24 protein-coding genes and 1 other annotated feature are annotated in these 26,858 nt (G+C 38.2%); of the genes, 19 read left to right on the plus strand and 5 right to left on the minus strand.

What is annotated here, in order from left to right; translation table 11 throughout:
• Positions 1–400: 400 nt before the first annotated feature.
• Positions 401–630: a binding site (T-box leader), on the plus strand.
• Positions 631–674: 44 nt separating this feature from the next.
• The 5 genes from MUN42_RS05195 (at position 675) to MUN42_RS05215 (ending at position 5,757) form a co-directional block, all read left to right on the plus strand.
• Positions 675–1,880: an amidohydrolase gene (locus MUN42_RS05195; RefSeq protein WP_243343427.1), complete on the plus strand. Its 1,206-nt coding sequence runs from the start codon at positions 675–677 to the stop codon at positions 1,878–1,880.
• On the plus strand, positions 1,877–2,905 hold the full coding sequence (locus MUN42_RS05200) for a methionine ABC transporter ATP-binding protein (RefSeq protein ID WP_243343428.1): 1,029 nt from the start codon (positions 1,877–1,879) through the stop codon (positions 2,903–2,905). The genes MUN42_RS05195 and MUN42_RS05200 overlap by 4 nt, the downstream gene beginning before the upstream one ends.
• A complete protein-coding gene (locus tag MUN42_RS05205) occupies positions 2,892–3,557 on the plus strand; it encodes a methionine ABC transporter permease (protein WP_243343430.1) in 666 nt (221 codons plus the stop codon). Before MUN42_RS05200 ends, MUN42_RS05205 begins: the two co-directional genes overlap by 14 nt.
• Before the next feature lie 12 nt (positions 3,558–3,569).
• Complete coding sequence (locus tag MUN42_RS05210; RefSeq protein ID WP_243343432.1) at positions 3,570–4,454, plus strand: MetQ/NlpA family ABC transporter substrate-binding protein; 885 nt, start codon at positions 3,570–3,572, stop codon at positions 4,452–4,454.
• 103 nt (positions 4,455–4,557) lie between these two features.
• Positions 4,558–5,757, plus strand: a complete 1,200-nt coding sequence (locus MUN42_RS05215; protein ID WP_243343433.1) for a cation:dicarboxylase symporter family transporter — start codon at positions 4,558–4,560, stop codon at positions 5,755–5,757.
• 73 nt (positions 5,758–5,830) lie between these two features.
• On the opposite strand, the gene metA is transcribed toward MUN42_RS05215, so the two are convergent.
• Together metA and MUN42_RS05225 are read right to left on the minus strand one after the other, a co-directional pair.
• Complete coding sequence (gene metA, locus MUN42_RS05220) at positions 5,831–6,739, minus strand: homoserine O-succinyltransferase (protein ID WP_243343435.1); 909 nt, start codon at positions 6,737–6,739, stop codon at positions 5,831–5,833.
• Complete coding sequence (locus MUN42_RS05225; protein WP_243343437.1) at positions 6,739–8,028, minus strand: O-acetylhomoserine aminocarboxypropyltransferase/cysteine synthase family protein; 1,290 nt, start codon at positions 8,026–8,028, stop codon at positions 6,739–6,741. The genes metA and MUN42_RS05225 overlap by 1 nt, the downstream gene beginning before the upstream one ends.
• A gap of 420 nt (positions 8,029–8,448) precedes the next feature.
• Between MUN42_RS05225 and MUN42_RS05230 the strand changes: the two genes are divergently transcribed.
• The 8 genes from MUN42_RS05230 to MUN42_RS05265 all read left to right on the plus strand — a co-directional run bounded on the left by MUN42_RS05230 (position 8,449) and on the right by MUN42_RS05265 (position 17,748).
• Complete coding sequence (locus MUN42_RS05230) at positions 8,449–8,940, plus strand: hypothetical protein (RefSeq protein ID WP_243343438.1); 492 nt, start codon at positions 8,449–8,451, stop codon at positions 8,938–8,940.
• Positions 8,941–9,205: 265 nt separating this feature from the next.
• Entirely contained in the window at positions 9,206–12,319 is a 3,114-nt protein-coding gene (gene ileS, locus MUN42_RS05235) for an isoleucine--tRNA ligase (RefSeq protein ID WP_243343439.1), read from the plus strand.
• A gap of 58 nt (positions 12,320–12,377) precedes the next feature.
• A complete protein-coding gene (locus MUN42_RS05240; RefSeq protein ID WP_243343441.1) occupies positions 12,378–12,821 on the plus strand; it encodes an NUDIX domain-containing protein in 444 nt (147 codons plus the stop codon).
• Positions 12,822–13,033: 212 nt separating this feature from the next.
• Positions 13,034–14,065 carry a peptidoglycan bridge formation glycyltransferase FemA/FemB family protein gene (locus MUN42_RS05245; RefSeq protein ID WP_243343442.1) on the plus strand — a complete coding sequence of 344 codons (1,032 nt, stop codon included), beginning with the start codon at positions 13,034–13,036 and terminating at the stop codon, positions 14,063–14,065.
• Complete coding sequence (locus MUN42_RS05250) at positions 14,052–14,762, plus strand: ABC transporter ATP-binding protein (RefSeq protein WP_243343443.1); 711 nt, start codon at positions 14,052–14,054, stop codon at positions 14,760–14,762. The genes MUN42_RS05245 and MUN42_RS05250 overlap by 14 nt, the downstream gene beginning before the upstream one ends.
• Positions 14,762–15,808, plus strand: a complete 1,047-nt coding sequence (locus MUN42_RS05255; protein WP_243343444.1) for a CARDB domain-containing protein — start codon at positions 14,762–14,764, stop codon at positions 15,806–15,808. Before MUN42_RS05250 ends, MUN42_RS05255 begins: the two co-directional genes overlap by 1 nt.
• Entirely contained in the window at positions 15,798–17,165 is a 1,368-nt protein-coding gene (locus MUN42_RS05260; RefSeq protein ID WP_243343445.1) for an ABC transporter permease, read from the plus strand. Before MUN42_RS05255 ends, MUN42_RS05260 begins: the two co-directional genes overlap by 11 nt.
• Positions 17,166–17,595: 430 nt before the next feature.
• Positions 17,596–17,748 carry a hypothetical protein gene (locus tag MUN42_RS05265; RefSeq protein ID WP_347708758.1) on the plus strand — a complete coding sequence of 51 codons (153 nt, stop codon included), beginning with the start codon at positions 17,596–17,598 and terminating at the stop codon, positions 17,746–17,748.
• Between the two features lie 185 nt (positions 17,749–17,933).
• Here the strand turns inward: MUN42_RS05265 and MUN42_RS05270 are convergent, their stop codons facing one another.
• From MUN42_RS05270 to MUN42_RS05280, 3 genes are read right to left on the minus strand one after another with little or no spacing between them, the layout of a single operon-like run.
• Positions 17,934–18,626, minus strand: coding sequence for an LrgB family protein (locus tag MUN42_RS05270; RefSeq protein ID WP_243343446.1), 693 nt, complete (start codon positions 18,624–18,626; stop codon positions 17,934–17,936).
• Entirely contained in the window at positions 18,626–18,970 is a 345-nt protein-coding gene (locus MUN42_RS05275; RefSeq protein WP_243343447.1) for a CidA/LrgA family protein, read from the minus strand. The genes MUN42_RS05270 and MUN42_RS05275 overlap by 1 nt, the downstream gene beginning before the upstream one ends.
• Positions 18,971–18,974: 4 nt before the next feature.
• Positions 18,975–20,402: an FAD-binding oxidoreductase gene (locus MUN42_RS05280; RefSeq protein WP_243343448.1), complete on the minus strand. Its 1,428-nt coding sequence runs from the start codon at positions 20,400–20,402 to the stop codon at positions 18,975–18,977.
• Positions 20,403–20,910: 508 nt separating this feature from the next.
• Between MUN42_RS05280 and MUN42_RS05285 the strand changes: the two genes are divergently transcribed.
• From MUN42_RS05285 to MUN42_RS05310, 6 genes are read left to right on the plus strand one after another with little or no spacing between them, the layout of a single operon-like run.
• Positions 20,911–22,047 (plus strand): acyl-CoA dehydrogenase, encoded by a 1,137-nt coding sequence (locus MUN42_RS05285; RefSeq protein ID WP_243343449.1) that lies wholly within the window; start codon positions 20,911–20,913, stop codon positions 22,045–22,047.
• Positions 22,048–22,066: 19 nt separating this feature from the next.
• Entirely contained in the window at positions 22,067–22,876 is an 810-nt protein-coding gene (locus tag MUN42_RS05290) for an electron transfer flavoprotein subunit beta/FixA family protein (RefSeq protein WP_243343450.1), read from the plus strand.
• A 9-nt stretch (positions 22,877–22,885) separates the two neighbouring features.
• Positions 22,886–23,890 (plus strand): electron transfer flavoprotein subunit alpha/FixB family protein, encoded by a 1,005-nt coding sequence (locus MUN42_RS05295; RefSeq protein ID WP_243343451.1) that lies wholly within the window; start codon positions 22,886–22,888, stop codon positions 23,888–23,890.
• A gap of 57 nt (positions 23,891–23,947) precedes the next feature.
• Positions 23,948–24,727, plus strand: coding sequence for an enoyl-CoA hydratase-related protein (locus MUN42_RS05300; RefSeq protein WP_243343452.1), 780 nt, complete (start codon positions 23,948–23,950; stop codon positions 24,725–24,727).
• Between the two features lie 29 nt (positions 24,728–24,756).
• Positions 24,757–25,599 carry a 3-hydroxybutyryl-CoA dehydrogenase gene (locus MUN42_RS05305; protein WP_243343453.1) on the plus strand — a complete coding sequence of 281 codons (843 nt, stop codon included), beginning with the start codon at positions 24,757–24,759 and terminating at the stop codon, positions 25,597–25,599.
• A gap of 29 nt (positions 25,600–25,628) precedes the next feature.
• A complete protein-coding gene (locus tag MUN42_RS05310; protein ID WP_243343454.1) occupies positions 25,629–26,813 on the plus strand; it encodes an acetyl-CoA C-acetyltransferase in 1,185 nt (394 codons plus the stop codon).
• Positions 26,814–26,858 lie beyond the last annotated feature (45 nt).

Here is a 26,858-nt window from a genome sequence, read left to right on the forward strand (position 1 = left end):
TGTTGCTAGAAAACTTACTAACATAATTTTCGCTGTTTTGAGGGATAACAAAGCTTACATACCTAATATTTAGTTGTTATTCAATTGTATTTTTTTCTAAGCCTAAATATTAGGCTTGTTTGCTATGCATTAAATTTCAAGATAAATTATTTTTTATTTTCTCTTGACATTTGATAGCTGGTCTTTTCTCTGTTAATTATAATACAAATTCATTTAAAATAAAAATTTGCCTATAATTTAAATGAAAATTATAAGACCTAAGAAAATTAAAAATAATTTGCTGGTGGCTCTTGGCTTATCCTATAATTGTAGGCATTAATAAAGATAAAAATATTTTAATAAAATTAGTTGACAGATAAATAAAAGGTGGTAAATTATATTTGTATTTAGATATTAGATTATAAACCGTTAGATAAGAAGAGTAAACTAAGAGATAGTCTTACAGAGAGCCCGGTAGGCTGAGAGGGGCAGATGAAAGCTTAGTTGAAGATGGCCTTTGATGGGGTGGATCGATATTAGATTCATCCGGGAATTCCCGTTATAGAATTAGAGTATGGTTGTACTTGATGAGAGCATATAGGTGTGAGCCTATGTGAATTAAGGTGGTAACGCGTATCAGACGTCCTTATGTTTTTGACATAGGGGCGTTATTTTTATGTGAAAAGAGATGAACTATGATTAATAATACTGAATTATTAGAAATAATTAGCCGATATAAAGACGAAATAATATCTACTAGGACCTACCTCCACCAAAGACCGGAGTTAAGTTCTAGGGAATACCAAACAAGTAAATATCTAAAGAAAAGATGTGAGGACCTGGGTTTACTTGTCGAGAGTATAGAAGGCTCTACTGGTTTTACTGCCCTCCTAGATACAGGAAAGCCTGGTAAGACCCTCGGTATTAGAGCAGATATAGATGCCCTAGCCATCAAGGAAAATGCAGAAAATCTCAAGGGTAAGAAGGCTTCTATATCCCAAAACGAAGGAGTAAGCCATGCCTGTGGCCACGATAGCCACATGACCATAGCTCTAACAGCAGCCAAGATTCTAAGCAAGCTAAAAAGCGAAATATCTGGTAAGATTTATTTTATTTTTGAAGAAGCAGAAGAAACTGGAGCTGGCATAGGCAAGATGATAGATCATCTAAGGGATAAAGGACTTGACTTAGTCTATGGCAACCACCAAACCCCAGACATTTCTTGTGGGAAATTTTATATACCAAGGGGAGCATCCCATGCAGGATGTGGGGGTATAGAGATAGAAGTCATAGGTCAGGGTGGCCATGGGTCTAGACCTGATAAGCTAAGAAACCCTCTAATTGCAGCAAGCCATATTGTTACGAGTCTAAATTCTGCCTGGAATAACCAACTTGATATAGAAAAGCCAATCACCTTGAGTATAGGAGCTATACAAGGGGGAGATGCGCCAAATGTTATACCTGATAGGGCAGTTATTAGGGGTACTATAAGATTTTTTGATACTGATGAAGCAAGTAAGGCCCTTGACCTAATTAAAAAAATAGCGAGTCTTACTGCCAAGGCCCATGGTTGCGAGGTGGAGTTTAGTGATTATAATAGACTTGTAGCAAGGCCGGTAATAAATGACAAAAAAGCTGCTGACTTTGCAAGGGATAGCCTAGAAGATATTTTTCCAGGAAGTCTAGTCGAGAGGGATCCGATTTTTATATCAGAGTCCTTTTATGGCTACGGAGACCTTTGCCCTACGGTCTATACCCAGTTTGGTATAAGGGATGAAGCCAAGGGCTTTGGAGCAGACCTCCATACAGATAAGTTTGACCTAGACTATGAAGGGATAAGCTATGGACTTGGACTATGTACTAAGTTTGCTCTAGATTTTTTAAATGAGGCGAATATATGATAGAAATAAAAAATGTAAGTGTAGACTTTGACGGCTTTAAGGCTGTTAAGGATGTAAGTTTAACAATTGAAGACCAAGATACCTATGGTATTGTAGGATTTTCGGGAGCTGGTAAATCAACCCTAGTAAGAACAATCAACCTCCTCCAAAGACCAAGCGCTGGTCAAGTCTTGGTGGATGGGGTGGATATGCTAGGCCTTAGCAAGAAAGATCTAAGGGAGAAGAGAAAAAAGATTGGGATGATCTTCCAACACTTTAACCTCTTAAATAATATCAGCGTCCTAGACAATGTAATCTTTCCTATTAAGAGGGATAAGATATCCAAGGAAGAAAAAAAGCAAAAGGCCCTAAAGCTCTTGGACCTAGTTGGTATAAAGGATAAGGCTGATGCCTACCCAAGGGAGCTTTCTGGTGGCCAAAAGCAAAGGTGTGCTATAGCTAGAGCCTTGATGTCAGATCCTGAGATTTTACTCTGTGATGAGGCAACAAGTGCCCTTGACCCAAAGACAACCAAACAAATTCTTGAGCTACTCAAGTCCTTAAATGAGAAATTAAAGCTCACCATTGTAATTATTACCCACCAAATGGAAGTGGTAAAAGATCTCTGTAACAAATGTGCAGTCATGGAAGAAGGTAGGATAGTAGAGCAAGGCCCTACCCTAGAAATCTTTGCCAATCCAAAGAATAGACTAACCAAAGAGTTCGTAGAAACAACTACTAATGTAGAACAAACGATAGAAGATGTAAAAGAAAACCTTGGAATCATCAAGGAAGATGAAACCCTAGTTCAACTTAAGTACCTGGGAGATTCTACAACTGAGCCACTCATATCAGATATTTATGATAAGTTTGGTGTAGAGACCAATATCCTAGCAGGGTCTATAGAATTTATAACAGGAGTCCCAGTTGGCAATCTAATCCTAACCTTCAAGGGAGAAGATAGCCAAATAGACAAGGTTATAGAGTATCTTTTAGAAAAGGAAGTAGGAGTAAAAATATTAGGAGGTAGAGATGGGATACTTTGATTATGCTTGGTCAATTAGGGATAGGATAGGCGAAGAGCTAATTACCACCCTCTACATGTTGGCCATCAGTGCAGTCTTTGCTGCCTTATTTGGACTAATCTTAGGTCTAATCCTCGTAGTTACTGATAGGGGAAGGATACTCGAAAACAAGGTCCTATATTCAGTCTTGGATAAGATAACCAACACTTTTAGGGCCATCCCCTTCGTAATCTTGCTTGCCCTAATAGCCCCAATAACTAAGGCTATTGTTCAAACAAGGATAGGACCTACGGCAGCCATAGTTCCCTTGGTCTTCTCAACTGTGCCATTTTTTGCTAAGCAAGTTGAACAGGCCTTGGCAGAAGTTGACCCTGGAGTCATAGAGGCTGCAGAAGCCATGGGTAAATCACCCTTTGAAATAATAGTTTCGGTTTACCTAAGAGAAGGACTTCCTTCCCTAATCAGGGCAGGATCCATAACCCTAATATCTCTTCTAGGCCTTACAGCAATGGCAGGCCTCATAGGAGCAGGAGGTATAGGTGATTTAGCCATATCCTTAGGCTATCAAAGATATAAGGATGATGTCGTAATTGTTTCAGTAATCCTGATTTTAATAATAGTATTTATAATTCAGGGAGTAGCAAATATTTTAATAAGAAAAACAAGTCATTAGGAGGAAATAATAATGAAGAAATTTTTAAAAGCAGTTCTAGGCTTAAGCCTAGCCCTAACAATCACAGCATGTGGCTCAAATAACGCAGAAGAAACTCCTGCTTCAAGTGATGGAGCAAACGAAACTTCTACAACAGAAACAGCAGAAGCACCATCAGGTGAAGCAAAAATTATCAAAGTCGGAGTAGTAGGAGAGAAGAATGAAGTATGGGAAGAAGTTGCCAAGAGATACGAAGAAGGCACGGGTAACAAGATAGAATTAGTTAAATTTTCTGACTACAACCAACCAAACGAAGCTCTACTATCAGGCGATATAGACCTTAACTCCTATCAACACTACAAATTCCTAGACGAATTTAACCAAAACCAAGGTAGCGAAGAAATTGTATCAATAGGAAATACAATGCTTGCACCAATAGGAATCTACTCTAACAAAATTAAGAGCATAGATGAAATAGAAGATGGAGCAAGGGTAGCTATACCAAACGATCCAACCAATGGATCAAGATCTCTTTTCCTACTCCAATCAGCAGGTCTTCTAAAGGTTGAAGGAACACCTGGAGATTCTATAACAATTGATCAAATAACAGAAAATCCTAAAAATCTAGAGATAATCGAGATGGATGCCAGCCAAACAGCAAGAAGCTTAGACGATACTGACTTCTCAGTAGTAAATGATAACTATGCTCTAGACGCAGGACTTAAACCAAATGAGGATGCTATCTACATGGAAGATCCTAACAGCGAAGAAGTAGAAGAATACATCAATATCATAGCAGCAAGAAAAGAAGATGCTGAAAACGAAGAATACAAGGAAGTGGTTAGCTACTACCAAACAGAAGAAACAAAGAAAGACTATGACACATATACAGATGGTGCTTGGATACCAGCTTGGTAAAAGCTACTAGGCAAAAAATAATCTAATTAAGCACAAAGAAAAATAAAAACATGAGCCTCCTGAACCCATAGACCAGGGGGCTTTTTTAAAAGGAAGATATATCATGAAAATTTTAAAGGAAAATAAATCATCTATAATATTGCTCTTATCGATCTTACTAGGATGGCTTGTGGGGATAGGATTTGGAGAGAAGGCATCGCTCCTTAAGCCCCTTGCTGATTTATTCTTGAACTTATTATTTGTATCCATAGTCCCAATGGTAGCCATATCAATCATATCATCCCTAGCATCCATGGGCTCAACCAAGACCCTGGCCAAGATACTTATAGTAATGTTTATAACTTTTATCATAACTGGAATAATAGCAGGAGTTTATATGTTGGTGGTAACAGGAATCTTTGATCCATCCAAGGGGGCCAATATTTCATTTGACCAAACCGTAGATGTGGGCCAAACTAACCTCGACATCCTAGCAATGTTTACAGTAGATGACCTCTACAAACTCCTATCCAAGGAGAACCTCATGGCACTAATCGTGATATCCATAATAACAGGACTTGCCCTAGCTTCCGTTAGGGATGAGGCCAAGGGAATTATAGACATATTTAACCAACTAATGGTCCTTATCAACAAAATCATCTCCTATATAATGAAACTTGCACCAATAGGAATTGGAGCCTACTTTGCGACCTTTATAGGAGAATACGGCTCATCCATAGTAGGTCCCTTGGCTAGAACAATATTGATATTCTTTGTGGCAGGTTTTGTCTACTTCTTCTTGATGAATACCATCCAGGCCTTTCTTGGTGGAGGTATGAGTGGGATCAAGAAATTCTGGAAACATACTTGGCCTGCTTTCTTTACAGCCTTCTCCACCTCATCGTCTGCAGCAGCCCTACCAGTAAACCTAATAGCAGGCAAGAGAGCAGGTGTTAGAGATGATATAAATAACCTAGTTATTCCCTTAGGAGCTAACCTCCATAAAGACGGAACAGTAATGATTCAAATTATTAAAATAAGTCTATTGTGTGGTATCTTTGATATAGACCTTACAATAAAGGGAATGCTCTTAGCTATCCTAGTATCATTTATAGCTGCAACTGTGGCAGGAGCTGTACCAGGTGGTGGCTATACGGCTGAAATCCTCCTTGTATCTACATTCTCCCTACCTCAAGAAACCATTCCTATCATGGTCCTTATAGCAACTGTTGTAGATTCCATAGCAACAGGAATAAATACAACAACCGACCTATCTCAAGCTATGCTTATAGAAAGACTTGTCAACCTAAAAGATAATAATTAGTGGCAGTATAGCCTACAAAAAAATCCCAAACCGATAGGAACTTGTCGGTTGGGATCTTTTACTTTGCTTTCCGTTATATTTCGTTTATATTGTAAGGTGTGGATTGGTAAACATAGTGGTTTAACCAGTTATTAAAGAAAATGTATCCAGAAGACCTCCATCTTTTAAGGATTTCTCTATTGGGATCATCATCTAGATAGTAGTGTTTGGCAGGAGGAGTATCCATGCCCTTATTTATATCTCGTCTGTATTCTGTATCTAGTGTTTGCTTGTCATATTCCAAGTGGTTTAGGTTGAATATAAACTTATCATCTCTAGACTTTATTATGCTTGCCCCCATTTCATCATCTGCTACCAGGCAAACAAGGTCATTGATCTTCTCGATTTCTTCTTTTCGGATGGTCTTATACCTTGAATTTGGTAAATAGAAGACATCATCAAATCCAAGTAATATCTTATCGTCCGTATTTTTGTAGTACTCGTGGACTTCGAATAGTTTTTTGTCAAGGAGATCAGTCTTTACATTATAATAATACTCTAGGGCGGCTATAGCTCCCCAACATATAAAGAGGGTAGAAAATACGTTCTTTTTTGCAAAGTCAAATATTTTCTTTAGCTCTTCCCAATATTTTATCTCTTCATAGGGAGTTTGCTCTAGGGGTGCACCTGTTATTATCAGTCCATCATATTTTTTATTTTTAATGTTTTCATAGGATATATAGAATTTCTCTAAGTGCTCTTTAGAGTGCTTGGATTGGTAGGTCGCCATATCTATTAGGTCGATATTTATCTGTAAGGGGGTATTGGATAGCAGTCTTAGGATTTGTATCTCAGTTTCTTCCTTTGTTGGCATGAGGTTGACTATACCAATCTCAAGGGGTCTTATGTCCTGGCTTTCTGCTCTGAACCTATCGATAGCGAAGATATGCTCCTTGATTAGTCCATTTGTATTAATTAAGTCTTTTGGTATAATAACAGGCATTATCTATCTCCACAGGCTTTTTCTAGGGCTTGCTTTATATCGGCTATGATATCTTCAGAATTTTCGATACCTATTGATAGTCTTATTAGGTTAGGGAAGATGCCAACTTCATTTAGGTTTTCATCAGATAGTTGTCTATGGGTAGATGATGCTGGGTGAAGGGCAAGGCTTCTAGCATCTGCTACATGGACAGCAAGTCTAATAAGCTCAAGGCTTTCTATGAAGCGAGTAGCGCTGTCCCTATCTCCCTTTATACAAAATGATAATACACCTGATCCACCCTTTAGATATTTGTTGGCAAGGTCATAAGACTGGGATGATTTGAGGAATGGATAGGAAACAGATTCTACATAGTCACTATTTTCCAAAAATTCTGCAACTTCTAGGGCATTCTTGCTATGTCTTTCCATCCTTAGAGCTAGGGTATCGAGGCCAAGGAGGGTTAGGAATGCATTGACTGGGGATTGGATTGTACCTAGGTCACGAAGGCCTACTGTTCTAAGTCTTGCTGCATAGGCAGAATTGCCAAAGTGGTCAGTAAATACTAGTCCATGGTAGGACTCATCTGGCTTAGTTAGTTGCTCATAGTCTCCCCTACTCCAATCGAAGTTACCAGAGTCGACAATGATACCACCCATGGCTGCTGCGTGACCATCCAAGTACTTACTTGATGAGTAGGTTACTATATCACATCCATGCTCGATTGGTCTAAGAAGGGCAGGGGTTGCGAGGGTGTTATCTAGGATTAGGGGGATATTGTGCTTGTGGGCAATCTCTGCATATTTTTCTATATCTAGGACATCAGCCTTAGGATTTGCGAGCGACTCTCCTATAATTAGTTTGGTATTATCCTTGATAGCTTCTTCTAGTTCATCAAAATTATTTACTGAGACAAAGGTAGAATCTATGCCAAAGTCCTTTATAATCTTGTTGGCAAGGTTGAAGGTACCACCATAGATATTATTTAGGGCTACTATATGCTCTCCTGCCTTGGCGATATTTACTATAGCAAGTAGGTTGGCTGCTTGACCTGATCCTGTAGCTACAGCTCCGACTCCTCCATCAAGGGCAGCCACCCTTTGCTCTAGGGCATCTACTGTAGGATTACCTAGTCTAGTATAGAAAAATCCTGGGTCATTTAGGTTAAATAATTCTGCCACTTGGTCTGTGGACTCGTAGGTAAAGGTTGTTGATTGGGTAATAGGAGGAAGGTTTGCTTCTCCATTTCCAGGTTCATATCCTGCCCTAAGGCAAGCAGTATCAATGTTTTTATAAATTTTTTCTGTCATTTCATTACCTCTTTTCTATTATTTACCATAAACCAGTAAAGAAAAAGCCCCTGCTATCCCAACCGGAATAACAAGGGCGAAAATCGCGGTACCACCTTTTATTAGTATATGATCACTCATATACCCTTATCGAGTACTAACATACTCTAACTCTATAACGTAAGTAAACGTAAATCTCTAATTATCGAGAAATCCTAAATAAAGGCCATCTTCAAACAAGCTCTCTCTACTTCTTTCACCACAACGAAGCTCTCTTTAATCAATTGCTTATCCTACTCTCCTCTATACGAAGTTTATGATATAATCCTATTATATACCTAAAAAAACCTATGTCAATTGAAGGAAGGGCTAAAAATTGTATAATATTTATATATGAAACAAAGCAAAAAATTGCTTTACTTCTAAAAATGGAGGATTTTAGTGCAAAAAGATAAACTAGTAAATTTAGCCTATGAAGCAATTAAATATTTCCTAGAAACTGGCAGGTACTTGGATAAGTATGACCAAGAATTTAGAGACAACCACAACGGTGTAATAATCGAAATAAATAAGGCAGATAGGAGGGAGAGGGCAGGGTCAATCTATCCAACCAGGGCCAACATAGCCCTAGATGTAATTAACGAGAGCGTCAACCTTGGAATCTTTAATAATGCCCTCGCTATCAAAAAAGAAGACCTAGATGATATCTATATTCAAGTCCTAGAGATAAGAAAGGTAACTCCTATTGCAAAAATCGAAGACTTTGGTGTCTATGATGGTCTAGTCCTAAACTATGCCAATAACCCTGTTATAGTCTATAGAAACGACTACGAGAGCGACTATCAAATGCTAGAAGATGCCAAGGATAGGGCAAACCTTGATGATTTTGATGTTTACAACTTAAAAAAATTCAAAATTTTGAGACATATTTAAGATATAGATTTTATTATTTGACAAAAAAGTATTAATAAGTATTATAAAACTATAATAAAAATATGACCTAGGAAGAAGAGTAACCATTTATAAGTCAAACAGAGAGGTAGGTTAGGTGAAAGCTACTTGATGAGTACTTGGCGAAGATCATCTTCTAGTTTAATAGATGAATTAGTAGTTTATTACGTTTAGATTGCGTTAAAATTGTTTGTTAAAACGGTGGACCGTCCTTTTTAAGGACGGTTTTTTTGTAAAGGAGAAGAATATGGCAGAATTTAAAGCCCTTGACGGTAAAAATGTCAAGGAAAGAGAAGCAAAGCTAACCCAATACTGGGAGGATATAGACCTCCTCGATTTAACTTTTAAGACTCGTGAGGATGCAGATACATATATTACCTATGATGGCCCTCCAACAGCCAATGGTAAGCCAGGTATCCACCACGTTATAGCCCGTACCCTTAAGGATATGACGAGTAGGTATCAAAATATGAAAGGTTACAAGGTTCTCAAAAAAGCTGGCTGGGACACCCACGGCCTTCCTGTAGAGATAGAAGTAGAGAAGCAACTAGGTTTCCATGACAAAAATGATATAGAAAACTACGGTATCGAGAAATTTAACAAGCTATGTAAGGAATCTGTTTGGAAATACCAAGACCTATGGCGAGATATGTCAGATAGGATGGCCTTCCTCTATGATATGGATGATCCTTATGTAACTATGGACAATGACTATATAGAAACCGAGTGGTACCTCCTAGACAAGGCCTTCAAAAATGGCTACATATACGAGGGAGCCAAGGTAATGCCATACTGCCCTAGGTGTGGTACCGGTCTTGCAAGTCATGAGGTTGCCCAAGGCTACCAAATGGATAAGACCATAACCCTAACAGCTAAGTTTAAGAAAAAGGGAACAGACAACGAGTACTTCTTGGCATGGACAACAACCCCATGGACCCTACCTTCAAATGTGGCCCTATCTGTTCACCCTGACCTTGATTATGTAAAGGCCTATGTCAAAGAAGATGATGCCTATTACTACCTTGCCAAGAGTCTAGCTGATAAGATTATGGGAGATAGGGAATACGAAATAGTAGAAGAGTATAAGGGTTCCGATATGGAATACTGGGAATATGAGCAACTCATGCCTTATGTTGATACAGGAGATGACACTGCCTTTATCATAACCCTGGCAGACTATGTATCAGCAGAAGATGGTACTGGTATAGTCCACTCAGCTCCAGCCTTTGGTGAGGACGACTACCAAATAGGTAGAAAATATAAGCTAGCCTTTGTTCAACCAGTAGACCTTAAGGGTAACTTTACAGAAACTCCTTGGAAGGGCGAATTTATCTTTGATACCAACGAAAAAATCTGGAGACACCTCCAAGAAGAAGGCAAAATCTTTGCCAAGGAAACCATAGAGCATAACTATCCACACTGCTGGAGATGCCATACACCACTTGTATATTATGCAAAACCATCATGGTATATAGAAATGACCAAATTCTCAGATGCCATGGTCAAAAACAACAAAGAAGTCAACTGGTTCCCACAAACTATCGGCGATAAGAGGTTTGGAAACTGGATTGAAAATATCAAGGACTGGGCTATATCTAGGTCAAGATACTGGGGAACTCCATTAAATATCTGGAGGTGTGATGACTGTGGCCATACCGATACAGTAGGCTCTAGAAAAGAGCTAAAAGAGCGTGCCATAGAGGACATAAGTGAGGACATAGAACTTCATAGACCTTATGTAGACAATGTAACCATCAAGTGTGAGAAGTGTGGTGGAACCATGCACAGGGTACCTGATGTACTTGACGTATGGTTTGACTCAGGAGCCATGCCTTTTGCCCAACTCCACTACCCATTTGAAAATAAAGAACTCTTTGATAACTACTACCCAGCAGACTTTATCTGTGAGGGAATAGACCAAACAAGGGGATGGTTCTACTCCTTGATGGCTATATCAACCATCACAACAGGCAAGGCCCCTTACAAGAATGTCCTTGTAAATGACCTAGTAGTTGACAAGAACGGTCAAAAGATGTCAAAATCCAAGGGCAACACCCTAGATCCATTTGAACTATTTGATAAGTATGGGGCAGATGCTGTTAGATTCTACTCCCTCTACGTATCTCCACCATGGATCAAGACTAAGTTTGACGAAAAGGGACTAGTAGAAGTAAGAAATAACTTCTTTAGAACCTTCGAAAATGTCTACAACTTCTTTGGCCTCTATGCCAATACTGATGGCCTAAGTGCTGAGGACATTCGAGAATTTAACGACCTTCAATACGAAAAAATCGACAGGTGGCTCCTATCTAGACTTAACAGCCTAGTTAAATCCTACTATGAGTCCATGGATGTCTTTGACTACAACAAGGTCGTTCACATGATATCAGACTTCGTAGTAGAAGACCTATCAAACTGGTACATCAGAAGAAATAGGAAGAGATTCTGGAAGTCAGAAATTGATGATAGCAAAAAGGCAGTTTACAAAACAACCTACGATGCAATACTCACTGTATCCAAGCTCATAGCTCCTATTACTCCATACCTAGCCGAAGAAGTCTACATGGCTCTAACAGGAGAAGCTACAGTTCATACAGCCTACCTACCTAAGCTAGATGAAGAAAAAATTGATACAGCCCTAGAAGATGCAATGGACCTAGTAAGGAAAATTGTAAACCTAGGTAGGGCAAGTAGGGAGAAGGAAGCTATCAAGGTTCGCCAACCTCTATCAAAGATAATAGTAGATGGGGCTTACGAAGATAAGATATCAGACCTCCTAGACCTAGTCAAAGAAGAACTTAATATCAAGGAAGTTGCCTTCGAATCAGACCTATCAGAATTTATGGACTACTTCCTAAAACCTGACTTTAGGGTAGTTGGTAGGATTTTCCAATCCAAGGTCAATGACTTTGCCAAGTACCTTGCAAGTGTAGATGCCAAGGACTTCATAGACAAGGTAGATGAAGCTCCACAAGAAGTAGAAATAGGGGGAGAGACCTTCGAAGTATCTAAGGACTACCTCGACATAAGAATCTCAGCCAAGGAAGGCTTTGATGTAGAAATGGACGGCAATGTCTTTGTAATCCTAGATACAGAGATAACAGAAGACCTCCTAGATGAGGGCTATGCTAGAGAGTTTACTTCCAAGGTTCAAAACTTGAGAAAGGATAGGGACTTCGAGTTAACCGATAGGATCGAAATAACTTACTTTGGAGATGAGGATTTAAAAAAATCAATCGATAAATTCTCTGAAGAAATCAAAAAGGAAACCTTAGCTGATGAAATCATCTACCAAGATTTGGATGCTGATCCAATAGAACTTAATGATAAAGAAGTAAAGATTGATCTAAAAAGATTATAAAAAATATAGACCAAGATCCCTTAGCCGGGGTTTTGGTTTTTTTGTACAAGGAGCTAGTATGAAAGATAGACTTATGAATATGGTCATGATAGAAGATAAAAAGGCAAAGAAGGTCCTAGTCCTAGATAAGGTCAAAAAAGAAGGATGGGAGGGGCTAACCTTTCCTGGTGGCAAGGTCGAAGAGGGGGAGAGCCTCATAGATTCTGTTATAAGAGAAGCCAAGGAAGAAACCAATCTGGACATCAAAAACATATCCTATGTAGGCCTTATCTCCTGGATAGGAGATGATAGGAGGGACTTGGGCTTTCTCTATAGGACTTGTGATTTTACTGGAGACCTTGAGTCCATAAACCGTGAGGGCAGATTATTTTGGATGGACTATGAGGAGATGAAAAAAAGTGAGGGCCTATCGGAGTCCATGCCCCAAATCTTTTCTATCTATGATGGCAGCTTTCAGGAAATAACCTGGGATCTTCAAACAGATCAAATAAAATACCAATAGTGATTGCAAAAAATATAAGAAGTTGATATAATAATTTTATCGTGTGGTGATATGCATAACACCAAATTAATATTTAATTGACAGAACTTGATTAAAAATAGATTTTAAATATTAACAATCCACAAGAATTATTTAAATAACAAAAGTAATAATTAAATATTTTGATACAATGATTTTGAGACATACTTTGATGGAAGGATATGGAGGTTAGAGTGAAACTAGATATTAATGATACAAATCAAGTAAATAAATACAAGGATTTTATTAAAAACTCACAATATGGTAGTTTCGAGCAAGATATGAGGTGGGCAGAGCTAAAGTCCGGCTGGAAGTCTGCCTACTTTTACCTAGAAGATGGGGCAGAGATAGTGGCAGCCCTCTCTGTAATTTATATAAGGGATAAGATAGGGAAGAACTTCTTCTATGCACCAAGAGGTCCAGTAGCAGAGCTCAATGACATAGACCTTGTGATTCGCCTACTTGAAGAAGCCGCAGACTTTGCGAGAGCCAATGATGGCTTTCTCCTAAGAGTTGATCCCCTCTTTCCTTATGATGAAGCCTTGATAGAAAAGTATAAGGCAAGGGGCATAGAGATAAGGCACGATAAGACTACCTCATCCCAACCCCTCCTCAATATGGTCCTAGCTATAAATGGAAGGGATAGTGAAGAGATCTTTGCCAACTTCTCTAAGAACACTAGAAAGCACACTAGAAAATCCTACAGGGATGGCATTGTTACCAAGGATATGGGCAGAGAAGGAGTAGACATCCTCTATAAGCACATAGTTGATACAAGCGAGAGGGCAGGGATTAACCATAGACCCTACGAATATTTTGAAAAGCTCTATTCCTTGTATGAAGATGAGATAAGGATGTCCGTATCCTATCTAGATGATGAGCCTCTATGCTCTTCCATGCTAATATCCTATGGCAATAGGGCAACCTCCCTCTATGGTGGCTCTTCCAATGAATTTAAGGACATGGGACAAAATTATCAAATAAATTATGAAGAAATAAAATTTGCGGCAGACAAGGGCCTTGCCTACTATGATATGGGTGGAATCTTTGATGCAGATGAATCCGATGGCCTCTATACCTTCAAGAGAAAGTTTACAGAAGAAAATGTCGAAGACCTCATAGGGGAAATTGATCTAGTCTTAGACCAAGACCTATATGATATCTATATAAGAGAGAAAAATCCTCATTTTAAGAGGGAGGAAGCAAGGAAAAATGAGTCTAATTGAAGTAAGGGGTCTCAAAAAATATTATAAGGTGGGATCAAATATTATAAAGGCTCTAGATGGTATAGACCTTAATATAGAAAGGGGGGACTTTGTTGCCCTCCTTGGAACTTCTGGTTCGGGTAAGTCAACCCTCCTCAATATGCTAGCAGGCCTAGAAAGACCTACCAAGGGAACTATTAAGTATGGCAAGGTAGACCTAACCAAGCTCTCTGAAGAGGAGATAACTAAATTTAGAAACCTAAATATAGGCTTCGTCTTCCAATCCTACAACCTCTTGCCCCAGCTAACTGCCCGGGAGAATGTAGCCCTCCCCCTAACCTTTAAGGGTATTCCTAAGGATGATAGGAAAAAAGAAGCCTACAGGATTCTTAAACAAGTAGGTCTATCCGATAGGGTAAACAATAAGCCTAGCGAACTATCTGGTGGTCAACAACAAAGAGTATCCATAGCCAGGGCCTTTGTAGGAACTCCTTCTATTATCTTTGCAGATGAGCCAACAGGTAACCTAGATACCAAAACAAGCTTTGAGATAATGAGCCTAATTAAGTCGATTACAACAGCCAACAATGAAACCTTCATTATGGTAACTCATGATGAGGAAATGACAGAATTTGCAGACAAGACCCTATTTATGAGGGATGGAAAATTGGAAAAAGTTCACGAAAAATTAACAATTGATGAGGTATTAGAAAAATGATGGACGATACATATTATAACGAAGTAGAAAGCGATCTTGAAAGCTCTGAAGGGGGCTATGACACAAGCCAAAGTGGAGGAAATGAAGCGATTGAAGAGGCTCCTAGTCAAATGAGAAACCAACCTAAACTTATCATCTCAGACTATTCCCTAGAGCCAAAGATAGTTAAGGCAGGAGAGGACTTTTACCTAGACTTTACCCTGTATAATACCAACAATGAAAACACAATCTACAACCTAAAAGTAACCATAGACCAAACCCTGGCATCATCACCAGCCCCTTCATCCAACCAAGCCCTAGTAAGTGATGGGTCAGTCTTTACACCGGTAGATAGGTCAAACACCTTCTATGTGGCAGCCCTCTATCCATGGAACTATACTACCAAGGAAATAAGGATGAATGTTTTACCAAACGCCAATCCAGGTTCCTATGTTATAAATGTAAATATGGAATATGAGGACTACTTGGGCAACCAATATAAGACAACAGAGGCTATAGGAATCCCTGTAACCCAAGAGGCAAGTGTAAATTTTGGTAAGGTTAAGATGGATGAAGCTATGGTAGGTACTCCTTCTAGTGTTTCAGTAAATATCTACAATACCGGCAAGGATAACCTATACAACTTTATGGCGATGGCCAAGGGCAAGGGCTTTACCATAGACGAAGATGAAAGATTTATAGGTAACTTCAACTCTGGAAGCCAAGAAACTTTCTCATTCAATATAACTCCAGATGCCGAGGGCAAGATAGAAGGAGAAATTGAAATAACATATGAGGACTCTGCAGGCAAGGAACACAAGGATGTCAAGGATTTTAAGGGAGAAGTAACAGCAGGTTTCCAAGATGAAATGATGGGAGAAGTTGACCCTGAAACTGGAGAACTTATTGGAGAAAATCCTGGCATGCAAGAAGCCAATGGCTCAATATTTACAAGTCCTTTCTTGTGGATTGGACTAATAATAGTAGCTGTCCTTGTAGGAGTCTTGATTAGGAAGAAAAGGAAAGCAAAAAAAGAAGAGGAGCTTACGATAGACGATGAAGATTAGAGATAGGCTGGAGCTTTCCCTAAGAAACCTTAGCCGCCGTAAGTCAAGGACAATCCTAACAGTCCTATCAGTAGTCATAGGGGCGACTTCCATAATCCTCATGCTTGCCTTCTCATTAGGAATCAATAAACAGCAAAAAGAATTTATTGACTCCTTTAGCTCCCTAACATCTATCCAGATCCTAACTGAGCAAAGCGGAGGCAAGACTAAGATTGATGATGCGACTATAAACAAGCTCAAAAAAATTCCAGGAGTAAAGGTGGTAGTTCCATCAAAAAATATCTTCCCAGACACCTTCCTAAAGGACGATGAAGACTATGCCCTATTAAGTTCTATGGAAGTTATGCCTGATTACGTAATGAAAGAACTGACAGGGGAAATGTTTGACTGGGGCAGACCAGTAGCTCCTTCAGATGATAAGACAATAATCCTAGGTCCCCAAGTAAAGATAGGAAAGAAAGAATCCTATGGAGATGGCTCCTATAGCTACGAGCCAATAGAAGACTTTGACTACAAGGACAAGGAATTTATAATAAGACTTGGCTACAAAAACGACCTAGATGATGACGGGGTAAACTTTACTCCAACAACAGAAAATGCTGATCAAGAAAAATCCAACAAACCAACCTATGTAGATGTCCCAGTAGAGATAGGTGGAAAATTAAATACCAAGTCCTTCGTCAATAGTTGGTCCATCATGATAAACGAATCCCTCTACAAAAGACTCGTCAAGGAAGAAAAAAAGACAGCCAATCCAACCCTAGGCATGACCTACAACAATAACGGAGAAATAGTAGAGCCAAAGAACAAAAACGCCATAAACTACGAAACTCTAAGGGTTATAGTTGATGACCCCAAAAACCTAGAAAATGTTGATGAGCTTATCAAAGACCAAGGCTTTGAAACAAGATCTGAGGCAGGGGCAGCTGATGAACTCAAAAAAACCGGCCTCATCATATCTCTTATATTTGGAGCTATAGGCTCAGTTGCCTTTATAGTATCAGCCATAGGTATCATAAACACCATGCTAATGAGTATCTATGAGAGGCAAAAAGAAATAGGAGTCATGAAAGTAATAGGAGCATCCATCAAGGATATTAGGTCAATGTTCCTTATAGAATCTGGATTTATAGGATTCTTTGGAGGGCTAATTGGTCTTATCATTTCCCTTTTGGTAGGCCTTGCTATAAATAAGGTCATAGCAATGGGAGGAGATATAAACCAAATAATAGTAATCCCACCCTGGCTTGCCTTGGTCGGAGTAGGATTTTCTTCCCTAGTAGGAGTATTGGCAGGTTATGTACCAGCAAGACGTGCAACAAAACTCTCTGCTATAGAAGTACTAAGATCTAATTAAATAAAAAGTATTCCCACGCTAATCGTGCTATATTGTTTTTTCCACACCATAGTATATTTTAATTACAATAATCAAGGGGCTGTTGCAAAACGATGAATAATCATCGTCCCATCCTTAGAAAGTTCTCTTAGACTATTTGTTATCTAGCTCGCCGGCTCATGGAGGCTAGCTCGCCGGCTCATGGAGGCTAGCTCGCCGGCTCATGGAGGCTAGCCCGCCGGCTCATAGAGGCTAAATTGTCGTGGAGGTTCTTCTAACGATTTTGGGACGATTTATTCATTCTGCAACAGCCCCTTTTAAAATACAAAGATTAGCGAGACCTTTACCTAATAAAAACAAATAAATTAGCTATTATAAACAAGGAAAGATGGAAACAAAGATAAGCAGGATTTATAATTAATTCCCTCTTAATCCTTACCTAACAGAAGCTATAGACAAGACATGGAGAATAGCTCAAAGTGCTCCACTAGGCCCATTCGATACCTTCGACATGGTTGGACTAAAGACCCCTTATGAAATGGGTAAGGCCCTAGCAGAAAGCCAAGACGAAAACTCATCATACGACCTAAAGAAAATCGTATAAGGTGTTGGTGCAAGAGTTGAAGATAATGAACTTGGAAAAGAAACAGGAGAAGACTTCTACAAATAAGACGATGACGGAAAGAAAATAGATTAATGAGTCGATTGTCTTTAAGATAAGCAACTAAACATTTTAAGAAAAAAAGGCGATGGTCAGATAGTATCAATCTGCACCACCACCTTATTTTATTATGAGATCAAGTTTACTAGCATCATAGTTAGTGGCATTAGTAGTACTGTTACTATACCTGCTATGGCTATTGATAGTCCTGAGATAGCTCCTTGAATCTTACCCATTTTTCTTGCTTGGCTAGTACCAACGGCGTGGCTTGATGTGCCTAGTGCAACTCCTTGTGCTACTGGGTCAGTGATCTTGAATACCTTTAGGACAATAGGGGAGATGGCTGCTCCAATCACTCCTCTAAATACTACAATAATTGAGGTTAATGCCACAATTCCGCCGTATTCGCCACTAAGAGAGATGGCTATGGCTGTAGTTATTGATTGAGGAACGAGAGAGGTTAGTAGGTCTCCATTAAATCCAAATACTTTTGATAGGACGATAGCAAGGAGCATAGATGATATTGATCCTACAACTACCCCACCAAAGATTGGGATTACATTTGCTTTTAGTGTATCCATATTGTTGTATAGGTCTAAGATCATAGCAACTGTAGCTGGGCCAACGAAGAATGCTATTATGTCTCCACCTTTTTTGTAGGATTCGTAAGGAATCCCTGTTATAGTTAGAAATGCTATGATTAGCAAGATAGCAATTAGTAGAGGATTGGCTAGTGGAGTTTTGATCTTTTTGTTAATCCGTTTACCTATTTCATAAGCCCCAAAGGAGAGGACTATACCGAAGTATTGGTTGTCAAACATTATTTCCTCCTTTGTAAAGCTTGGACGACTATTCCTGTAATAGCCATGGTTATTGCGGTTCCTACTATGGTTATTATAAGTAATTTTATAATTCTACCTTGGACGACATCTAAGTGTGCCATGATGCCTACTCCAACAGGAACGAATAAGAAGGCTAGGTTTGATAGAATACCGTCTGAAGTTTGTTGAACATCATCAGGTTTTAGTATTTTTAGGTTTAGAGCTATAAATAGATATACCATACCATATACTGCTTCTGGTATAGGGAAGTTGATAAAGTGTCTAGTTATAGAACCTAAGAATAAGCACGTACAGAGGATGACGAATTCTTTGAGGTAGTTCATAATCCTATAATTCGGCTGTTATAACCTTATCTGGGTTTAGGATCATGTTAGGGTCAAATACTTTTTTGATTCCTCTCATAAGTCCTGTATTTACTCCGCCTTCGAAATCTCTTAGATAGTTTATTTTACCTGATCCTACACCGTGCTCACCTGAAAGCTTTCCGCCAAGATCGTAGGCTTTTTTGTAAATAACGTACATGAATTCATTAACTTCGTCTTTGAATTGATCTATCTTATCTTCTTCATTAGATAATGTGTAGATGTGGAGGTTACCATCACCAGCGTGACCGAATGATTTAACGTCGAACATATATTCTTCAGCAGCTTCATTTACAAATTCTATATAGTCAGCAATTTCTGTAATAGGAACTACTACGTCACATTCATCTAATAGTTTGTGTTGGCTCTCGATTGCTTCTAGGAAGGATGATCTAGCAGCCCATGCATCTTTGATTTGGTTTGGTGTATCAGCTACCAAGACATCGATTGCTCCATTGTCTGTTAGGATTTCTGCAGCTTTTTCTATATCTTCGTATAGGCTATCTTCATCATCTCCATCGAAGGTGATTAGTAGGTAGGCATTAGCATCTATGCCTTCTACGGTTTTAGGGAAGGTTTCTTTTCCTATATATTTTTCACTAGCTAATACTATGTTTCTTTCCATAAATTCGATAGCTTGTGGGTTTAGGTTAGAATTTAGTAGTTTTGGAACTGTTGATATACATTCATGTAGATCCTCAAATGGTACTATTAGTGAAATAGTAGCTTGAGGATTTGGAACGATTTTTAGGGTAAGCTCTGTAATTACTCCAAGTGTTCCTTCAGATCCGATCATAAGATCTTTTAGTGAGTAACCTGTAGATGACTTAGAAATTACAGCTCCGAATTTGGTAATTTCACCAGAAGGTAGGACAACTTCCATGCTTCTTACGTAGTCTCTTGTTGTGCCATATTTTACAGCACGCATACCACCAGCATTTGTTGAAACGTTTCCACCAAGGGTAGCAAATTTTTCACCTGGATCAGGTGGATATAGGTAGCCTTTTGATAGGCAATCTTGAGCAAGGTCATTAAGTAGAACACCAGGTTGTACCCTAACTACCATGTTTTCTTCATCATATTCTAGGATCTTGTTCATTGTTTGCATATTAAGCATAACACCGTGTTTGATAGCAACACCTGAACCAACTAGACCTGTACCTGCACCTCTTGCTAGTACTGGAATTTTATTTGCGTTACAAATTTTAAGAACTGAACTTACATCTTCTGAAGTGTGAACGTCTACTAGAACATCAGGTTCTGAAAGACCGTAGATGGGCATTTCATCTTGGTAGAAGTCTTCGCTAACTTCATCTCCAACATATACTTTGCCTGATACTGAACTTTTAATTTGTTCAATAATTTCATCAGTTACTTGGTTATAATTATTCATTTATACCTCCTAAAATTAAAAAATTACATGAAACTATGTAATTATATATTTATTATATCATAAAATTTTCTATGTCAAAATGTTTTCAAAGATTTTTTTTGACCTATGAAAACATAGAAAAATGATAAATTATACTTAAATTAAAATTAAAAATCGTGTATTTATCTAAATCTAAGGCAAAACACCTTAACAAAAGTAAACGTTTGACAAAACTAGTAAAAGAAATATTATAGTAAGTGAAAGTGTTTTATTTCAAAAAAATTCTACATAATTTTCACAAAATATACAGGTATTTTAGGAAATATCCTATATTTTAAAAATTATTTGGATTTTAGTGGTATGAACCTAAAAAATTTTAGAGGGATATTGCTAATTTTAGGGGACTTTGAGAAAAAAATAACTTTTTTTCAAAATAAACTTGACAAATCACTTCAAGATTGTTAATATAATAACATAAGTTGCTTTATATCATGAAATCTTATTTTCAATAGTTTTATAAGGAGAATATATGTACAAATTAACAGAAGAACAAGAAGAAATGAGAGAGATGTTTAGAGAATTTGCTCAAAACGAAGTAGCCGGTATGGCTATAGAAGTAGATGAAGAACACAAATTCCCTGAAGAAAATGTAGCGAAAATGCAAGAGCTAGGATTTTTCGGAATTCCTTTTGCAGAAGAATATGGCGGAAATGGACAAGATACGCTAACATATATATTAGCTGTTGAAGAATTATCAAAATGCTGTGCTACAACAGGCGTTATTTTATCAGCTCATACTTCTTTAGGTGCTGATTGTATTAATAAGTTTGGTAATGAAGAACAAAAAGAAAAATATCTTACACCACTTGCTTCAGGAGAGAAGTTAGGAGCTTTCGCTTTAACAGAACCTGATGCTGGAACAGATGCTTCTGGACAAAAAACTGTTGCGGTTTTGGACGGAGATTATTATGTTCTTAATGGATCAAAGATCTTTATAACAAATGCTGGTTATGCTTATACTTATGTTGTATTTGCTATGACTGATAAGGATCAAGGAACTAGAGGAATCAGTGCATTTATAGTTGAAAAAGGATATGAAGGTTTCGACTTTGGTACTACTGAGGATAAGATGGGAATTAAGGGAAGTGCTACTAGAGAATTGATATTTAGAGACTGCAAGGTTCCTAAGGAAAATCTTTTAGGAGAAGAAGGCAAGGGATTCAAGTACGCAATGGCTACCCTAGATGGAGGTAGAATTGGTATAGCAGCTCAAGCTCTAGGTATAGCTGAAGGCGCTCTAGAAAAGACTATCAAATATGTTAAGCAAAGAGAACAATTTGGAAGGCCAATAGCTAAATTCCAAAATACTCAATTTAAATTAGCTGAAATGGCTACAGAAATAGAAGCTGCAAGACACTTAGTATACAAGGCTGCTGTTCTTAAGGACAATGGCGAAAATTATACTTCTGCTGCTGCTATGGCTAAATTAAAAGCTGCAAGAACAGCAATGTTTGTAACTACAAGAGCAGTACAAATGTTCGGTGGTTATGGATATATCAAGGAATATGAAGTTGAAAGAATGATGAGAGATGCCAAGATAACAGAGATTTACGAAGGTACTTCAGAAGTTATGCAAATGGTTATTTCTGGTCAGCTATTAAGATAGAAGATATTAAGGAGAACAAATGAATATATTCGTATGTGCTAAACAAGTTCCAGATACTAATGAAATAAAGATAGATCCAGTTACAAATACTCTTATCAGAAAGGGTGTTCCAAGTATTTTAAATACTTATGATGCTTTTGCCCTAGAGCAAGCTTTAAGAATTAAGGACAATGACCCTGAAACAAAGATAACAGTTATTTCTATGGGACCTCCTCAAGCTGAATCTATGCTTAGAGACTGCCTAGCAGTAGGAGCTGACAAGGCTTACCTAGTAACTGATAGGAAGTTTGGTGGCTCAGATACTCTAGCTACAAGCTACATTCTATCAAATGCTGTTAAATTTGTAGCTAAGGAAGAAGGAGAACCTGACCTAATTATGTGTGGTCTTCAAGCAATAGATGGAGATACAGGTCAAGTTGGTCCAGAACTTGCTGAACACTTAGAACTTCCACAAGTAACTTATGCTTATACACTAGAAATCAATGACGAAGGAGCGAAAGTTCTCCAAGAAGTTGATGGTGGATCAAGACATATCCAATCCACACTTCCAGCTGTTGTTACCTTTACTAAATATGGCGATGAAGAACTAAGATATCCTAAGATCAAGAATAAACTAAAGGCTAAAAAGGCTGAAATTCCACAAGTTAGCTTCGAAGATCTAGAAAGTGTAATAGATGAAACTAAGATCGGGCTAAAGGGATCTCCAACAAGGGTTAAGAAAACATATACACCTAATGTTACAAAAGATGGAATTATTTTTACTGATCTTCCAGCAGAAGAAGCTGCTGAAAAATTGGTTGCTGAATTAATAGATAAGAAGCTTATTTAAGGAGGAAGTATGGCAGATTATAAAAACCTTTGGGTATTTGTAGAAACAAAAGAAGACGGAAGTGCCTTAAATGTTGGCTTAGAGCTATTAAATCCCGGTAGAAAAATGGCAGATACCCTAGAAGAAGACTTGGTAGCTGTTATAATAGGTGGAGACGTTAGTAAGGCAAAAGAAGAAGTTAAGGACTATGGAGTAGATAAGATTATAACTGTTGAAGGTGAAATTTATAAGGAATATAACACCGAAGTTTACGCTAATGCTCTAACTAAATTAATAGAAAAACATAATCCAAATGTAGTCCTAGTAGGTGCTACTAACCTAGGAAGAGACCTTGCACCTAGAGTTTCATCTAGAGTTGGAACTGGACTTACAGCAGATTGTACAGAACTAGAAGTAGATACAGAAACTAAAAATATAGTATGGACTAGACCAACTTTCGGTGGTAACTTGATGGCACAAATTCTTTGCCCAGATTCAAGACCACAAATGGGTACAGTTCGTCCTGGAGTATTCTCTAAAGAAGAAGCTGCAAGACGTGAAAATATAGAAGAAATTTCAGAAGAAATTGCTTATGATAAAGAAGTTAGAACAAAAATCCTAGACTTTATCCCTCGTGAAGAAGGAGAAGATGTAGACTTAGCTGGTGCAGAATACATTGTATCAGGTGGACGTGGTCTAGGAGATCCTTCAAACTTAAAATTAATAGAAGATTTGGCGGAAGCCATTGGTGCAACAGTTGGTTCAAGCCGCCCATTAGTTGACTCTGGTTGGATATCTCACTCCCACCAAGTAGGTCAATCAGGTAAAACAGTAGGGCCAAAGATCTATATAGCAATAGGTATATCTGGAGCTATCCAACACTTGGCTGGTATTGGAGCAAGTGATATTGTAATAGCAATAAATAAAGACCCTGATGCTCCTATCTTTGATGTAGCTGACTATGGTATAGTTGGAGACTTATTCGAAATTGTACCAAAGTTAACTGAACTATTTAAACAAAGAAAGGCAAATTAATTTTACTAGGCTAGGGATTAGTTCCTTAGCCTATAAATAAATATTTAAGGAGAATATATGGCTTTTGAAACAATCAAACTAGAGCAAGATGGCTTTATTGGCAAACTAACTATAGCAAGACCAGAAGCACTAAATGCTTTAAATTCTCAAGTTTTAGATGAACTTGATAAGGCTCTTGATGAAGTTAGCGCTAATAAAGAATTGAGAGTTTTAATTGTTACCGGAGAAGGAAGAAGCTTTGTAGCAGGAGCTGACATCAAGGAAATGGCTAGCCTTTCACCTATCGAAGGCAAAGAATTTGGTAAGAAGGGATTAGGCGTTTTCAGAAAATTAGAGAAATTAGAAATCCCAACTATAGCTGCAGTTAACGGCTTTGCCCTAGGTGGTGGATGCGAACTTGCTATGAGTTGTGATTTTAGAATTGCTAATGAAAAGGCGACATTTGGTCAACCTGAAGTAGGTCTTGGTATCCTCCCTGGCTTTGGTGGAACTCAAAGACTACAAAGACTTGTAGGTCAAGGTTGGGCTAAGTACTTAATTTATACAGCTAGAAACATCAAGGCTCCAAAGGCTTTAGAAATTGGACTTGTTCAAGAAGTTCTTCCAGTAGATGAATTTGAAGCTAGAGTAGATGAGCTTGCAAATATCGTAGCAAACAATGCCCCTATCGGAGTTAAACTTGCTAAGGAAGCAATCAACACTGGAGCTCAAGTTGATATAGAATCAGCTATCAAAATTGAAGAAAACTTATTTGGCTTATCTTTTGCAACAGAAGATCAAAAGGCAGGAATGCAAGCCTTTGTTAACAAGGGTAAAGCAGAATTCCAAAACAAATAATAGAAAGTATTTTTTTGAAAGGAGACAAAATGAAAGTAGGAGTTGTTGGTTCAGGAATTATGGGTGGAGGAATTGTAGAAGTCAATGCAAAATCCCACCAAGTAGTAGTTAGAGACATAAAAGATGAGTTCTTAGAAAAAGCTAAGGCAACAATCGAAAAACACTATGCAAAACAAGTGTCAAAAGAAAGAATGACTGAAGATGAAAAAGCTAAAGCCCTAGCAAACATTACTTATACAACAGATATCAAAGATCTTGCTGATTGTGATATCGTTATTGAAGCAGCTACAGAAAATCCAGAACTTAAAAAGAATATATTCAAAGAATTAGACGAAGTAGTTAAAGAAGGAGCAATCCTTGCATCTAACACCTCATCTCTATCAATAACAGATATTGCAGCTGTAACAAATAGACCTGAAAAAGTTATCGGAATGCATTTCTTTAACCCAGTAGCAGCTATGAAGTTAGTGGAAGTTATTAGAGGACTTAAAACATCTGATGAAACAAATGAAGCTGTATTAGACCTTGCTAAGGCTCTTGGCAAAACACCTATCGAAGTTAAAGAAGGTCCTGGCTTTGTTGTAAACAGACTACTTATTCCAATGATCAACGAAGGTATTGGAGTATTGGCTGACGGTCTTGCAAGTGTAGAAGATATCGATACAGGAATGAAACTTGGTGCAAACCATCCTATGGGACCTCTTGAACTAGGAGACTTAATAGGACTTGACACATGCCTAGCAATAATGGAAGTTCTATACAATGAATTCGGAGATAGCAAATATCGTCCAAACCCATTACTAAGACAAAAGGTTAGAGCAGGAGAGCTAGGTAGAAAGACTGGTAAAGGCTTCTACGACTATACAAAATAAGTAAAGGTATAAATAAATTAGGAGGTAATATGTCAAGAAAAGTTGTTATCGCAAGTGCAGTAAGAACACCTGTTGGTAGTTTTGGTGGTGCATTCAAAACAGTTGGAGCTGTTGACTTAGGAGTTGTTGCAGCCAAAGAAGCTATCAAAAGAGCGGGAATTAAACCAGAAGATATAGATGAAGCTGTAATAGGTTGTGTACTTCAAGCAGGTCTTGGACAAAATGTTGCAAGACAAGTAGTTCTAGGTGCAGGATGCCCAGAAACAGTTCCTGCTTTTACAATCAACAAGGTTTGTGGATCAGGACTTAGAAGTGTATCTTTAGCAGCTCAAATGATTAAGGCTGGAGATAACGATATAATCCTAGCTGGTGGAACAGAATCTATGTCACAAGCTCCATTCCTACTAAAAGATCTTAGATGGGGCGGCAGAATGAATGATAAGAAGGTTATCGATGAGATGATAAAAGATGGTCTATGGGATGCCTTCAACGACTATCATATGGGAGTTACAGCTGAAAATGTAGCTGAAGACTATGGTATTACTAGACAAATGCAAGATGAACTAGCTGCTACAAGCCAACAAAGAGCTGAAAAAGCTAGAAAAGAAGGAAGATTCGATGACGAAATCGTTCCAGTCGAAGTTAAAGATAGAAAAGGCAATGTAACAGTAGTAGACAAAGATGAGCACATAAGAGAAGGTGTAACAGCTGAAGGAATTGCTAAACTAAAACCAGCCTTCATCAAAGATGGTACAGTAACAGCTGCCAACGCATCAGGACTTAACGATGGTGCTTCAATGCTAGTAGTAATGAGCGAAGAAAAAGCTAAGGAACTAGGAGTTAAACCTCTAGCTACTATCACATCTTATGCTACAGCTGGTGTTGAACCAAGAATCATGGGTACAGGACCAATTCCTTCATCACAAAAGGCTTTAGAAAAAGCTGGATTAACAATTGATGATATCGACTTAATCGAAGCTAACGAAGCTTTCGCAGCTCAAGCTTACGCTGTTAAAAACGAACTGGGCTATGACTTTGACAAGGTAAACGTAAATGGTGGAGCTATTGCCTTAGGTCACCCAATCGGAGCATCAGGTGCTAGAATTCTTACAACACTTCTATACGAAATGGAAAAGAGAGACTCAAAGAAAGGTCTTGCTACCCTATGTATAGGTGGAGGAATGGGAACTGCTCTAGTAGTTGAAAGAGACTAAAAAATAAATCAGGGGTTGTTGCGGGGTTTCTTGCAACAACTCTTT

It is taken from the genome of Anaerococcus sp. AGMB09787, from assembly GCF_022808955.1.
Lineage (GTDB): Bacteria > Bacillota > Clostridia > Tissierellales > Peptoniphilaceae > Anaerococcus.

Coding starts and splice junctions, on each gene's coding strand:
- MUN42_RS05225 (WP_243343437.1), bottom strand. CDS start 8,028: ATGACAGAAAAAATTTATAAAAACATTGATACTGCTTGCCTTAGGGCA.
- MUN42_RS05195 (WP_243343427.1), top strand. CDS start 675: ATGATTAATAATACTGAATTATTAGAAATAATTAGCCGATATAAAGAC.
- MUN42_RS05270 (WP_243343446.1), bottom strand. CDS start 18,626: ATGTTTGACAACCAATACTTCGGTATAGTCCTCTCCTTTGGGGCTTAT.
- MUN42_RS05260 (WP_243343445.1), top strand. CDS start 15,798: ATGAAGATTAGAGATAGGCTGGAGCTTTCCCTAAGAAACCTTAGCCGC.
- metA (WP_243343435.1), bottom strand. CDS start 6,739: ATGCCTGTTATTATACCAAAAGACTTAATTAATACAAATGGACTAATC.
- MUN42_RS05300 (WP_243343452.1), top strand. CDS start 23,948: ATGGCTTTTGAAACAATCAAACTAGAGCAAGATGGCTTTATTGGCAAA.
- MUN42_RS05240 (WP_243343441.1), top strand. CDS start 12,378: ATGAAAGATAGACTTATGAATATGGTCATGATAGAAGATAAAAAGGCA.
- ileS (WP_243343439.1), top strand. CDS start 9,206: ATGGCAGAATTTAAAGCCCTTGACGGTAAAAATGTCAAGGAAAGAGAA.
- MUN42_RS05285 (WP_243343449.1), top strand. CDS start 20,911: ATGTACAAATTAACAGAAGAACAAGAAGAAATGAGAGAGATGTTTAGA.
- MUN42_RS05210 (WP_243343432.1), top strand. CDS start 3,570: ATGAAGAAATTTTTAAAAGCAGTTCTAGGCTTAAGCCTAGCCCTAACA.
- MUN42_RS05205 (WP_243343430.1), top strand. CDS start 2,892: ATGGGATACTTTGATTATGCTTGGTCAATTAGGGATAGGATAGGCGAA.
- MUN42_RS05215 (WP_243343433.1), top strand. CDS start 4,558: ATGAAAATTTTAAAGGAAAATAAATCATCTATAATATTGCTCTTATCG.
- MUN42_RS05280 (WP_243343448.1), bottom strand. CDS start 20,402: ATGAATAATTATAACCAAGTAACTGATGAAATTATTGAACAAATTAAA.
- MUN42_RS05250 (WP_243343443.1), top strand. CDS start 14,052: ATGAGTCTAATTGAAGTAAGGGGTCTCAAAAAATATTATAAGGTGGGA.
- MUN42_RS05200 (WP_243343428.1), top strand. CDS start 1,877: ATGATAGAAATAAAAAATGTAAGTGTAGACTTTGACGGCTTTAAGGCT.
- MUN42_RS05275 (WP_243343447.1), bottom strand. CDS start 18,970: ATGAACTACCTCAAAGAATTCGTCATCCTCTGTACGTGCTTATTCTTA.
- MUN42_RS05255 (WP_243343444.1), top strand. CDS start 14,762: ATGGACGATACATATTATAACGAAGTAGAAAGCGATCTTGAAAGCTCT.
- MUN42_RS05290 (WP_243343450.1), top strand. CDS start 22,067: ATGAATATATTCGTATGTGCTAAACAAGTTCCAGATACTAATGAAATA.
- MUN42_RS05295 (WP_243343451.1), top strand. CDS start 22,886: ATGGCAGATTATAAAAACCTTTGGGTATTTGTAGAAACAAAAGAAGAC.
- MUN42_RS05310 (WP_243343454.1), top strand. CDS start 25,629: ATGTCAAGAAAAGTTGTTATCGCAAGTGCAGTAAGAACACCTGTTGGT.
- MUN42_RS05305 (WP_243343453.1), top strand. CDS start 24,757: ATGAAAGTAGGAGTTGTTGGTTCAGGAATTATGGGTGGAGGAATTGTA.